This is a genomic window from Hymenobacter sp. ISL-91, from assembly GCF_018613725.1.
Taxonomy (GTDB): domain Bacteria; phylum Bacteroidota; class Bacteroidia; order Cytophagales; family Hymenobacteraceae; genus Hymenobacter.
In genome coordinates this window covers 1-13,246 of record NZ_JAGGPS010000031.1, presented here as the reverse complement: position 1 = coordinate 13,246, position 13,246 = coordinate 1, and the positions used below count along the sequence as shown (strand labels likewise).

Sequence of the window (13,246 nt, the reverse complement as noted above, 5' to 3'; positions counted from 1 at the left end):
AGATACAACCCAACCCCCGGACTACCTGCCTTCCAGCCCCGATTGCGTCTTGATTGCCCGCCTAAACGCGCAAGGGTCGGTTTTCCAAGCAGGAAAACCGACCCTTGTCCATCCGTTTAACCCTGTTGCCGCTAAAAGTCGTAGCCCAGCGTGGCGTAAATTTTCGGGCCTTTGGTCGTGTACTGCTCACGGCCCCAGGCCACGTCGCCCTTCACATAGAAGCCCAGCATGGTAGTGCGAATACCCGCTCCGTAGCCATACAGCAGCGGGTTGGTAAAGTTGATAACCGTGGCCGAAAAACCGCCTTGGGACGGGGTTTGCGTGTTATTGGAGTTGTTGACACTGAACGGGTTGGCACCCGAGTACGTCGTACCCATGTCGCCGAAAGCCGTCAGCTGCAGGTTCCGGAAGAAGCCCGACTCGATGGGCCGCCGCGAGAAGTACTGCACAATGGGCAGGCGCAGCTCGGAGTTGAAGAGCACGTACTTGCGACCCACCCGTTTGCTGTAGTCGTAGCCCCGCAGGTTGGTCACAAACTGCTGGTAAAACATCTGGGTGGGGTCGAGCTGACTGGGGCCAGCGGCTACTTCGCCTTTTTCATTGATGTAGCGCGCATCGGTGTATTCGTAGTTCAGCCAGTTGTCCATGCCGCCGAGGCGGAAGAAGGGCGGCGTGGCTCCGCCCCCAATGTACTGCCCGAAACTGGCCCGGTTGGCCCAGATAAGCTGGCGGTGCAGCTTCTGGTAGTGGCGCAAATCAACAGTAAGCTTAGTAAAGCCCGAGTTGTTGCCGTTCAGGTCGCGCAGTTGGTTGATGCCGGCCTTCATGCGCGTACCCTGCAGCATATTGATGCCGGTAATCACCGAGTTATCGAACACGAGTTCGGCCTCACCACCCAGGTAGCTGGTGTTTACATCGGTGGCGTTGGCTAGTTCGCGGTATAAGCGTCTACTCACATTCACGAAGCGCGGACCCAGGCGCACGCTCAGGTTGTGGGTGAGCGGATAGGCAATGGTAGGGGCAATTTCGTGGCGGCCGTAGCGCACCCGGCTACTAGGGTCGAGGTCGGGGAAATAGGCCTGCTTCTGGTACCGGATGCTCCAGTCGTAGCGGTGCCGCAGGTTGGTATACTCGGCAAATATATTGCTCGTACTCAGGTCGGTGAGGGCGAAGATGCCCGCCTGAATCCGATGATCCTCCATCAGGTCCGACATGTTCACCTGGGCCGAAAAGCCCAGCCCCAGCAGCGGATCCGACGTCAGCGTCGACACCACATTATCGATGCTAAAGGGAGTACCATAGCGGAAAGGGCCCGCCAGGGTTGCCGCCTCGGCCGGGGCGGCCTTGGGCAGGGCTACCACCGTAGCCGCCCGGCGCCGGGTGGGCGCCTGCGCAGAGGCCCGCGAGGCCGGAATGTCCTCGTCGAACTCGTAGTCGTTGGGGTTCACGCGGTTTCCCGCAGGCTTATCGGGCGCATTTTGAGCCGGAGCAGGAGCCGCGGGAGCGGGTACGGCGTCGGTGGCTGGGGCGGTGCCCTGGGCGCGGGCCACTGTAGGGCCGGGCCGGTTAGGAATCGGGGCCTTAGCAGGTCGCGAACGGTCTTCCAGAATTTCCTGGCGAGCCGTTTTAGACAGCCTCAGGCCGGTGGGCAGCGTGTAGCTGGGGTAGAGGTAAGCATTGCTGCGGCCATCGGCCGTGGCCGTGAGGGCCAGCGCGCCGGTGGCGGCGCTGTAGTCGAACTCGTGCACCCCCGCCAGAAAGCTCGTTACGGGCTGGTAGTCGCGGGCACTGAACGAGTAGCGGTAAATGCTGCGCACGCCGCTTTCCTCGCTCACAAACAGTATCTCGTCGTTGCTTAGGGGCCGGGGGCGGGTTTCGTTGGAAATCGTGCCGACCAGCACTTCTACCGGCTGGGGGCGGCCATCGAGGTGGTAACGGTACAGGTCGTAGTTGTTCACCACCGACGCAAACGAGCCGCGGGCCGTACCCGCCGAATCGAGCCAGCGGTTGGAGCTGAACAGCAGGCTCTGGCCGTCGGGCATGAATACCGGCTCTACGTCGTCGAATATGTCGTTGGTGAGCTTCTCGGGCGTCCGGCCACCGGCGCGCAGCAGATATAGGTCGCTCTGGCCCTGGCGCACCCCGCTAAACACCACCGACTTGCCATCGGCCGAGTAATTGATAGCCGTTATCTGCGAGAAAGGCGAAAACAGCGACGTGCGGCGCCCAAAACGGGGCAGCAGGCTGCTGAGGCGGGCCGTCAGGTTGCTCAGGCCGCCGTTGGCTTCGCGCAGCTGCAGCACCAGCTGGCCACGCTGCTCCTCCACCACGGCCACCTGCTCGTTGCCGCGCCAGGCCAGCAGCGGCAGCCGCGTCTCTACCCGCTGGTCGGGCGTTTTGTAGCCGCCGCGGTGCAGCACGTCGCGGCCGCGGCCGTTCTGGTCTACTACCAGCACCCGGTAGCGGCCCCGGTCGTTTTGCACGTAGGCCATGCGCTTGCCATCGGGGCTGAGCACGGGCTGGCTGTAGCGCACGTTACGGCGGTTGCGGCCAGCCAGGCTGTTCTTTTCATCAAGCTCCTGAAAAGGCGTGAGCGGCTGAGAGTTGAGCTGGCGGTAGTAGGCCAGCCAGTCCTTCAGAAACACCTTGTAGGGCACGTTCAGCGAAGAGCTGATGCCTACTTCCACGTCGCGGGTGATGCGCGTGAGGTTGAGAATGTTCTGGACGCTGGTGTAGCCATAGCGTTCGGCAATGTAGTTCCACACGCTCTGGCCGGCCAGTTCGGGGTTGCGCAGAAAAAACGGAGCCGTACGGTTGCCTTCGTTTTCCTGCAGCATGGTGCGCATGTAGTCGTCCATCTCCACGCTCCACCCTTGGGCAGCGTAGGCCGAAGCTCCCGAAATAAACCAATCGGGTAGCTGCAGTAGGTAGCTGCTCTGGATTACTTCGCGCAGCGAGCCGCCATACATCATGTCGTTGAGCAGCACCTCGGTAATGCGCTTGCTCAGCTCCTGCTTGAACTGGGTCTGGGTGCCTTCGAAGGCAATCTGCACCTTGGTAGAGCGCGTCAGGGAGGTTTCGCCGCCGCTGGTGTACTTCTCGGGAGCCAGCCCCACGTTGCTCTGCCGCAGGTCGCCCACCGAGTTGAAGAGCATAAGAGTGGTTTTGGAATACGGGTAGTACCCAATCAGCCCGGTAATGCGCTGGAGCTCCTTTTCGGCGTACTCGGCCGCGTGGCGGGCGTTGGCTTCGCCGCCGGCGTAATAGTACACGGTAAAATTCTGGGTGCTGAACTGCAGCCAATCGAAGCTTTTATACTGAATCCGGACCCGCCCAAAGGGTTCCTGGGCGGTCTGGGCCCGGGCGGCGGGGGCAGCGGCCAGCAGCCCGGCCAGCAGCAGCACCGAACCGGCAGGCCGCGCCAGCCCCGGACGGAAAAGAAAGGATACGTGCTTCATATCAAAAACCGAGAGCGGGAGACGGATGGATAAGGGCAATACAACTAAAAAGACAGGTCGTTATGCTGGACGATGCGCAGGATGCTGTTTGTCCAGTTTCTTCTTCACAAAAACAAAGTAACCAAATCCGGCTACTTCGCGGCCGGCCCTGCCGGGTACAACGAAATATACCGCCGGATATTGACTTCGGGCCAGGGCTCTACGTCATTTTCCAGCCAGTCGGCCATTACCTGGGCCAGCCGGGGCGCCAGCATAACGCCCTTCGAGCCCATGCCATTGAATACGTGCAGCCCCGGCATTTCGGGGTGCGTACCCAGCAGCGGCTTCCGGTCGCGCACCGCCGGCCGCACCCCGGCCCGCTGGTCGAGCACCCGGAAGGGCTGCGGCGTGAGTTCGGAAAGGCGCTGGCCAAGCTCCTCGCGGGCCTCGGCCGTAATGCCCGCCGCGAAGGGAGGCCAGCGGTAAGTGGCTCCTACCCGCAGACGGTTGCCTCCCAACGGCACCACGTAGGCGCTTTTGTTGAGCACCGTATCGGCCGGCAGGCCGGCACACTCCACCGTCAGCACCTCGCCCTGGTTGGGGGTGAGGGGCAGCCAGCTGAAATATGGGTTCTGAATGGTGGCCGCGCCTTCGCAGCTGATAACGTGCAGGGCCTGCACCCGGCCCGCGTAGCTGAAGCCGCCGGCCGGCTCGGCAACAAGGGCGGCCCAGTCAAAAGTTTCGTGTTGCAGCCAGCCCGCCGCCAGCCCTTCGGCGGTGAGGGCCGTGAGCAGCTCCTCGACCAGCACAAAGCCCCCGCGCCGTACCAGTAACCCGCCAAACTGCGGGCTCACGCCTGGCAACGGCGGCAATTCGCCGGCCGAGAATTCATCCACAAAATCCAGCCAGGGCCGGTCGGCGCTGCGGGCTAATAGTGCGTTCTGCTCCTGCACCGACGAAAAGAACTTGGCAATAGGCAGGGCCTGAAAAAACGGCCGGCCCAACCGCTGCTCCTGCGCCTGATAAAAAGCGGTGGCGGCCGTCAGCAGCTCGTCGGCGCGCCAGGCCAGCGCGAAGCGCTTGCCGGCCACCGGGTTCATGAGGCCCGCCGCCACTCGCGAGGCCGAGTCGGGTTGGGGGGTATCGAGCACGAGCACCGTGCGGCCCCGCCCGCGCAATTCGGCCGCCAGCGTGGCCCCGGCAATACCATAGCCGATAATCAGGTAGTCAATGTGTAGCATGGGCTGGCAAGGTAGGCTGGCAGAAGTTGAGTTGGCATAACGACGTAAGAGCGGAGCTTGTCCTGGCCCGCTATTGAACGGCAACCGTTATACAATCCCGGCCACAGCCGTTTGTTGACCTGTGCGGGCGGTAAGCTAGGGCAGCCCCGCCCCTACGTCGTGCGGTAAACTCCACCAACCCAAAATCCACTTATCTTGCCCTTTCAAAATATTTCTCCCCTGCCATGACCGTTGCCGGCTTTACTTTCAATCCGTTTGCCGAAAACACCTATCTGCTCTCCGACGAAACCGGCGAAGCCGTTATTGTTGACCCCGGCTGCTACGAGCCGGCCGAGCAGCAGGCGCTGCGCCAGTACATCGACGACCAGAACCTGCGCGTGGTGCTGCTGGTAAACACCCACGCCCACATCGACCATGTGCTGGGCAACCAGTTTGTACTCGATACTTATAAGGTGCCTTATCTGCTGCACGAGGCCGATTTTGCCACGTTACGCGCTGTGCCAAGCTACGCCTCCAACTACGGGTTTCCGCGCTACCAGCCCGCCGAGCCCACCGGCCAGCTACGGGCCGGCGAGGCCGTGCGCTTCGGCACTACCGAGCTGGAAGTGCGCTTTGTGCCCGGCCACGCCCCCGGCCATGTGGTGTTTTACCACGCGCCTACCAGCACCGTTATCGGTGGCGACGTGCTGTTCCAGGGCAGCATCGGGCGCACCGATTTGCCCGGCGGCGACCATGCGACACTTATTGCCAGCATCAAGAGCCAGCTGCTGCCCTTGCCCGACGATACCGTAGTGTACCCCGGCCACGGCCCCGCCACCACTATTGGCCAGGAGCGCCGCACCAATCCGTTCCTGACGTAGCGGCGTTTCCTGTTTTCTGCGCTTACTTGCCGTAGGCGCCAAGCCCCGGGCAGGCAGTATTTTTACCAGCGTTGCCTTACGCCCCCTCTCTTAAGATTTCCCCCTAAGTCCGCACGTGAAAAAGCATATTCCCAACGCCGTTACCTGTCTGAATCTGTTTTCGGGCTGTTTGGCGCTACGTTTCATTTTTGCCGATGAGCTAGTGCTGGCAGCCTATTTCGTGGCGCTGGCGGCGTTGTTCGATTTCTTCGACGGGTTGCTGGCCCGGGCTCTGCACGTGTCGTCGCCGATTGGCAAAGACCTGGATTCGCTGGCCGATGTGGTGTCGTTTGGGGTGGTGCCGGGCGCGTTCCTGTACGCGCTGCTGCACCAGGCCGGCACCGACCTGCCCGACTGGCTGCCCTACGCAGGCTTCGTTATAACGGTGTTTTCGGCCCTGCGCTTGGCCAAGTTCAACAACGATACCCGCCAGTCCGAATCGTTCATTGGGCTGCCGACGCCGGCCTGCACGCTGGTTGTGGCCTCGCTGCCGCTCATTCTGGCCGACGACCAATTCGCCCTCACGCCCTTCCTGCTCAGCCCTTGGCTGCTGCTGGGCCTCACGGCGCTGCTATCGGGGCTGCTGGTGGCCGAAATCCCGCTTTTCGCCCTTAAATTCAAAGCGTTGAGCTGGCAGGCCAACAAGCAGCGATTCGTGTTTCTTTTACTAAGCCTGGGGTTGCTCGTTGGCCTTGGGGCGGTGGCCGTGCCGCTCATCGTGCTGCTCTACGTGCTGCTCTCGGTGCTGAGCCCGGCTACTATCTCTGCGCCGGCGGCCTGAGCCGGGGCGGGCAATCCGGGGCAGGGGCCAGCTTCGTTTACTAAAGCAGGCCATTCGCTCGCTACTTCCGGCCTCGGGCGCAATAATTTGCGGCCGGCGCTGTTATCATTTGGGCTGAACTGTATTGCCGGTCAACCTGTTGGCATTTCTGGTTTATCTCCCGGCTTTTTTTGCGTTGTGCGTATGCGTTATTCTACGGTCTGGCTACTGATTACGCTCCTGGTGCTAGGTGCTATGGGCCCGCGGGCGCAGGCACAATCCGGCGAGCAGACGTACCGTGGGCGCATCACTTGGACTGGCACGGTACCGGTGGGCATTAAGGGGCAGAAACGGCTGGTGCCTGCTTTCCGCGGGGCGGCTTTTGATACCGAGCAGCAGGTGGGCACGCTGCTGGTGCGGCTGGCCGGCACCGTAACCGTGGGCCAGCTCATCGAAACGCAGTACGAACCGCTGCTGCCCGCTCAGGCCGGCCAGCTCGATGTGGCGGCTCTGCCCCCCTCGCCGCTGGTACAGCTAGAACCGGGCACCGAAGCCCGCCAGCCAGTTACGATGCTGCGCCTGCAGCCACTGCGCCGCAACCCACAAACGGGTCAGGCCGAACGCCTTACCAGCTTTGGTTACACGTATAGCGCCACTGGCGGCCGCCCCGGGGCTACCCGCACGTACGCCCGTTCATCGGTTTTGAGCCAGGGCGAGTGGTTTAAAATCGGAGTACCCACCAGTGGCATTTTCAAGCTCGATAAGGCTACGCTCAGAAGTTTCGGGCTGGAGAACTTCGACCCGGCCCGGCTGCGGCTATTCGGCAACGCTATGGGCACGCTGCCCCAGCCCAACAGCGCCTACCGCCCCGACGACCTGGTGGAAAATGCCATCCAGTTTGTGGGCAACTCCAACGCGACCTTTGATAACGACGAGTACTTCCTGTTCTATGCCCGCGGCCCGCACACCTGGAGCCGCGAGGGCCTGAGCACCCGCTTCCGCCACCAACTCAACCCCTACACCGATACGGCCTACTATTTCCTGACAGTAGGTGCCCCAGCCGGCCGCCGGGTGGCCCCGGCCCCGGCCGTTGGCGGCACGCCCGGTGCCCGCATCAGCACGTTCACCGACCGACAATTCTACGAGCGTGACTTGCTTAACCTCAGGAAAACCGGCCGGACCTGGGTGGGCGAGGCCTTTTCGGGCCGGCCCGAGCAAACCTTTACGCTCCCTGTGGCCGACCTGGTGCCAGGCTCCACGGCCCAGATTACTTCGGCCGTAGTGGCGGCTTCGGCGGCGACTACCGTGTTTCAGCCCAGCGTAAACGGGCAGGCCCTGGATGCCCAGGTGGTGCCGGGCTTCAGCTGCACCAGTGGCGGCTACTGCTACCCCGAGGCGGCCAATACCAACCGTAGCATTCTGGCCTACCAGGTACCGGCCACCTCTCCCACCGACCTCAAAATTACGCTCAGCTTCAACAGCGGCTCCGACCCCGGCGCGCAGGGCTACCTCGACTACCTCGAAGTAAACGCCCGCCGCCAGCTGCGCCTGGCCGGGGGCCTGCTGCAGTTTCGCAGCCTCGAAAACCTGCTGCCCGGTGCCATCAGCCAGTTCGAGCTGGGCAATGCGGCCAGCGCTACTATCTGGGACGTGAGCAACCCGCGCCGCCCAGCCGCGGTGGCTGCATCGGGCGGTACGTTTCTGGCCCGCACCGACACCATACGCGAGTTTGTAGCCTTTACTGGTACCGATTTTCCGGCTCCCCGTGGCTTTGGCAAAGTGGCCAACCAGAACCTGCACGCCCTCAACCTCGATGGCCAGCTGGAGCTCCTGATTGTAGCCCACCCCCGCTTTCTGCAGGAAGCCAACAAGCTGGCCGCCCACCGCACCAGCCACGACGGCCTGAACGCGCAGGTGGTGAACGTGCTCCAGATCTACAACGAATTCGGCTCGGGTGGACAGGATGTAACAGCCATCCGCGACCTGATGAAGATGGTGTATGACCGCAACACCAGCGGCCGCCGCCAGTACCTGCTGCTGTTCGGCGACGCCTCCTACGACTACAAAGCCAGCCCCACCAACGACGTAGCCCAGCTGCCCGACTGGTGGAATAGCCGCCAGCCAGCCAACGCCAACCAGACAAATCAAAATTTTGTGCCGGTCTATGAGTCGGAAGAGAGCTTCGACTTAGTGATGGGCAACCGCCCCAACGGCCGGGGCCTCACGTATTCGTCCGACGATTATTACGGGCTGCTCGACGACTCGGAAGGCGCCTGGCTGCCGGGTTCCAACAACGAGCTGCTCGACATAGCCGTGGGCCGCCTGCCGGTGAGCACCGCCGAACAAGCCGCCCGCGTAACCCAGAAGTTGATCGACTACGACAGTCCCGCCGGCTACGGCAAGTGGCGCAACCGCCTCACCTTCCTGTCCGACGACGGCGACAACAACCTGTTTGTGTACTACAGCGAGCAGCTCACCAACCCGCTCGACACGCTGGCCGCCACCCGCAGCTACAATGTGTACAAGCTCTACCTCGACCTGTTTCCGCAGGTGCAGCTGGCAGCCGGCGAACGGTCGCCGGCTGCTGAGAAGGCCGTGGATGAAGCCTTCGAGCAAGGGTCGCTGCTCATCAACTACATCGGCCACGGCGGACCCATTAGCCTAGCCCAGGAGCAGATTATAACCAAAACGTCCATCGAAAACCTGAAGAACACAACCCGGCCCGCGTTCATGTTCACCGGCACCTGCGACTTCAGTACCTACGACAACCCTAATCTTACTTCAGCCGGCGAGCAGGCGCTGATTGATGTGCAGGGCGGCGCCATTGGCCTGCTTACCACTACCCGCGTGGTGTACGCCGACCGTAACCAGGCCTTGGCAGTCGCCTTTTTCAACGACCTGTTTAAGCCCCGGCCTGATGGCACCATGCCCCGCATCGGCGACGTCTGTCGCACGGCCAAAAACATTGCCGTAATCGGCGACAACAACCGCAACTACGCTCTGCTCGGCGACCCCTCGATGCGCCTAGCCTACCCCGAGCAGGACGTGGCCCTGACTGAAATTGATGGCAAGCCGGTAACGCAGAACATGCCCGACACCCTGAAGGCCCTGCAACAGGTTACGCTGAAAGGCGAAGTGCGGCGCGGCGGGCAGCTGAATTCGGCCTTTGCGGGTACGGCCAACGTGCAGGTGTTCGAGAAACAGGCTACCGTGAAAACGCTCGGCAACGAAGATGCCCCCCAGGCGGTGCAGTTGCGCGAAAATATCCTCTACGACGGCCCGGCCAGCGTGCAGGGCGGCAAATTCAGCCTGCAGTTTGTGGTGCCGAAGGATATTAACTACAGCGTGGGTCTAGGCAAAATCAGCCTCTACGCCGCCGACCCCACCAACCGCACCGACGCCCACGGCCAGCGTCTGCTGCCCATCGGCGACGTGGCCCCGCTATCCGCCCGCGACACTATTGCGCCCCGCATCAGCCTGTTCATGGATAACGAGCAGTTTGTATCGGGGGGCCTCACAGGTCTCAGCCCCACGCTGCTGGCCGTGCTGCGCGACGCCAGCGGCATCAACACAGCCGGTACCGGCATCGGCCACGACCTCACGCTCACGCTCGACGGCGACGCCAGCAAGGTGTTGGTGCTAAACTCGTCCTACACGGCCAAAACCGACAGCTTCCAAGTAGGGCGGGTACGCTACGAGCTCAAGGACCTCACGCCCGGCCCCCACGAGCTGCGCCTTAAGGCGTGGGACACCTGGAACAACTCGGCCGAGCAGCGTCTCGAGTTCATTGCTGCGCCCACCGACAAGCTGGCCTTGCAGCACGTGCTCAACTACCCCAACCCCTTCGCCCGGAATACGACCTTCCACTTCGACCACAACCGCAGCGGCCAGGACCTCGATATTCAGGTGCAGATTTTCTCGGTGGCCGGCCGGCTGGTGCGCACCCTGCAGGGCACGGCCCTGGGCAGTGGCTCACATGTGGCCGCCCTAAGCTGGGACGGGCGCGACGAATACCAAGACCAGCTGGCTCGCGGCGTGTACGTGTACCGCGTAACGGTGCGCACCCGCGCGGCCAACGGCACCGATATTTCCACAGCCTCCAAATACGAGAAACTGGTGCTCCTCAATTAACTTGCTTCTCTGGCTTTTCGCTACTTTTCGACTCTGCATCCTTCACCCTCCCCTATGATCCTGCCCCACTTGTCCCTGCGTTCGGTATTGTTGCCCGGGCTGTTGAGTCTGGCCGCCACCGCCGCGCATGCCCAGGACCAGCATACCATCACCACGGCCGTGCCCATCCTCACCATCAGCCCCGATTCGCGCTCCGGAGCATTAGGAGAGGCCGGCGTAGCCATCAGCCCCGACGCCAATGCCGGTTATCACAACCCCGGTAAGCTGGGCTTTGTGCGCTACCAGCACAGCGCCTCGCTTTCGTACACGCCCTGGCTGGCCAGCATCACCAATGATATGGGCCTGGGCTACCTGAGCGGCACCACCAAGCTCAGCGACCGAAGCACGCTATCGGCCAACCTGATGTATTTTGACTTGGGCGCGATTGAGTACCGGGACTTCCTCGGTAACTCGAATGGTGGCTTCAATCCCAAGGAGTATGCCGTGACGATAGGTTACGGCCAGAAGTTGAGCGATAAGTTTGGCGTAGGCCTCAACGTGCGCTATGTTCGCTCCAACCTCACCGGCAATGGCGGAGATGTCACCCCTGGTAATGCAGTAGCTGTAGACTTAGGTGCGTATTACACTACCGACCTCACCATCGGAGCTGGCGACTATAACCTGGCCTTTGGCGGTGCGGTGTCCAACATTGGCAACAAAATCACCTATACCGACCCTAGAAACGCTGATTTCCTGCCTACCAACCTGAAGCTGGGTACGGCCATCACCAAGGAACTTGACCCGTTCAACAAGCTTACGTTTACCTTCGATGCCAACAAGCTGCTCGTACCGTCTCCTTATTACGAGGAGGGACCGGATGCCAATACGAATGCCAGTATTGCGGCCGTAAGGGCCGAAAACGATAAGCGCCGAGCTTACGGTATCGTGAAAGGTATCACCAGTTCGTTCAGTGATGCGCCGGGTGGCTTCAGCGAGGAGCTCCAGGAAATCAACCTCTCGGCCGGCCTCGAGTACGCCTACAACGACCTGCTGATGGTGCGGGCCGGCTACTTCTACGAGAACCCCACCAAGGGCAACCGGCAGTATCTAAGCTTTGGTGCGGGCGTACGCTATCAGGTATTTGGAGTTGATGGCACCTACCTAGTGCCTAACTCCAAGGCTAATCCTCTCGCAGAAACATTACGGGTGTCGCTGCACTTTAACTTCAACGAACTAAGCGAAGCTTTCGGCCCGTCCGACAGCCCGGTTAACTAGCTTTTCGTTCTCTGCATAATCGTCATTCCGAGCCGAGCGAGGAATCTGACTGGACGCTATGGCGGTTCAGCCCGGATTTTTCGCTCAGCTCGGAATGCTGGTTTTTCATTCTACCCAATTCGCTAATTTGATGCTCGACCGAACCGTTGCTCCCCCTGTCCAGCCGCTGGCCCGCGTAACGCTGCCCGCAGCTGAAGTTTTTCTCCTCCCCAACGGTGCCCGCCTGCATGTGCTGCGCAACGATGCTCAGCCCGTAATACGTCTGCAAGTAGTTTTCAAGGCCGGCAAGTGGTACGACCCCTCAGCGGGCGTATCGCTACTGGCGGCCCGGCTACTGCTCGAAGGTACACGCACACGCACCGCCCGCCAGATTGCCGATGAGGTAGCCTTCTTTGGCGCCTCGCTGGACTGCGAGCAGGGTTTCGACCGGGCTACGCTCACGCTCTACTGCCTCAGCCGCCACCTGCCGCAACTGCTGCCACTGGTCCAGGATGTGCTAACAGAACCCACTTTTCCCGAAACCGAACTGGCACTGGTGAAAACGCGCACCATCCAGAACGTACGCGTGGAACGGCAGAAAACCAGCTACCTCGCCTCCGAAAGCTTCTCGCGCCACCTGTTCGGCCCCGGCTACCCCTACGGCGTTACGTTCGACGAATCCATTTTCCAGGACATCACTTCTGAGCAGGTTCGCCGCTTTTTCCAGCAGCACTACAACTTTGCCGAGGCAGAGATTTTCCTGTGCGGCGACGCCACAGACGAGCATATTGCCCTGCTGACTGAACGACTAGGAACCCTACCCGGCAGCCAGATTAACACACCAACCTCCATATCCGCTCCCGCGGTGCTGGCTCCGCGTGACTATGTGACCGTGGAAGGCAGCCTGCAGGCTTCTTTGCGCATCGGGCGTCTGTGGCCGGCGCTGAGCCATCCGCAAACCCACGCGCTGCAAGTGTTGGTTAAGGTGCTGGGTGGCTACTTCGGCTCGCGCCTGATGAAGAACATCCGCGAAGACAAAGGTTTCACCTACGGCATCTACTCCAGCGTACACCCGCGCGAATACGCCACCAGCTTCATGATTGGCTCCGACGTGAATACCGCCAACGCTCCCGCCGCCATCGAGCAAATACAACTAGAGCTTCGCCGTCTGCAGGAAGAGCCGGTGCCGCTGACGGAACTGCAAACGGTAAAGAACTATATGAGTGGCAAGTTCGCCAATGAGCTCAGCACCGTTTTTGAGCAGTGCGACAAGTACAAGAACCTTGTATTTTACCACCTGCCCACCAGCTACTACTCCGACTTCGTAGCGCAGGTACAAGCCACCGATGCCGCCACGTTACAGGAGTTAGCACAAGAGTACCTGTCGCCTGCAAGCATGGTTGAGGTGGTATCCGGCCCCAAGCATTAGCGCGAGGCAGCCACAAACGTCAAACGGCCCGTTCTCTAACACGAGGGAACGGGCCGTTCTACTTGATACTTAGCCCAGCAGTACTGCTACGACGGGGCCGTAAACGCGAGCTGCCC

7 protein-coding genes are annotated in these 13,246 nt (G+C 61.5%); 5 read left to right on the top strand and 2 right to left on the bottom strand.

What is annotated here, in order from left to right; translation table 11 throughout:
* Nucleotides 1–131: 131 nt before the first annotated feature.
* Both J7E24_RS12690 and J7E24_RS12685 read right to left on the bottom strand, forming a co-directional pair.
* Nucleotides 132–3,458 (bottom strand): PD40 domain-containing protein, encoded by a 3,327-nt coding sequence (locus J7E24_RS12690; RefSeq protein ID WP_215138531.1) that lies wholly within the window; start codon nucleotides 3,456–3,458, stop codon nucleotides 132–134.
* Between the two features lie 131 nt (nucleotides 3,459–3,589).
* Nucleotides 3,590–4,678: an NAD(P)/FAD-dependent oxidoreductase gene (locus J7E24_RS12685; RefSeq protein WP_215138530.1), complete on the bottom strand. Its 1,089-nt coding sequence runs from the start codon at nucleotides 4,676–4,678 to the stop codon at nucleotides 3,590–3,592.
* 224 nt (nucleotides 4,679–4,902) lie between these two features.
* On the opposite strand from J7E24_RS12685, the gene J7E24_RS12680 reads away from it, so the two are divergent.
* The 5 genes from J7E24_RS12680 (at nucleotide 4,903) to J7E24_RS12660 (ending at nucleotide 13,130) form a co-directional block, all read left to right on the top strand.
* Entirely contained in the window at nucleotides 4,903–5,538 is a 636-nt protein-coding gene (locus J7E24_RS12680; RefSeq protein ID WP_215138529.1) for an MBL fold metallo-hydrolase, read from the top strand.
* Between the two features lie 115 nt (nucleotides 5,539–5,653).
* Nucleotides 5,654–6,358 (top strand): CDP-diacylglycerol--serine O-phosphatidyltransferase, encoded by a 705-nt coding sequence (pssA, locus tag J7E24_RS12675; protein WP_215138528.1) that lies wholly within the window; start codon nucleotides 5,654–5,656, stop codon nucleotides 6,356–6,358.
* A 183-nt stretch (nucleotides 6,359–6,541) separates the two neighbouring features.
* Nucleotides 6,542–10,468 carry a type IX secretion system sortase PorU gene (gene porU / locus J7E24_RS12670; RefSeq protein ID WP_215138527.1) on the top strand — a complete coding sequence of 1,309 codons (3,927 nt, stop codon included), beginning with the start codon at nucleotides 6,542–6,544 and terminating at the stop codon, nucleotides 10,466–10,468.
* 54 nt (nucleotides 10,469–10,522) lie between these two features.
* Nucleotides 10,523–11,722, top strand: coding sequence for a type IX secretion system outer membrane channel protein PorV (gene porV / locus J7E24_RS12665; protein WP_215138526.1), 1,200 nt, complete (start codon nucleotides 10,523–10,525; stop codon nucleotides 11,720–11,722).
* A 130-nt stretch (nucleotides 11,723–11,852) separates the two neighbouring features.
* Complete coding sequence (locus tag J7E24_RS12660) at nucleotides 11,853–13,130, top strand: M16 family metallopeptidase (RefSeq protein ID WP_215138525.1); 1,278 nt, start codon at nucleotides 11,853–11,855, stop codon at nucleotides 13,128–13,130.
* The last annotated feature ends 116 nt before the right edge of the window (nucleotides 13,131–13,246 follow it).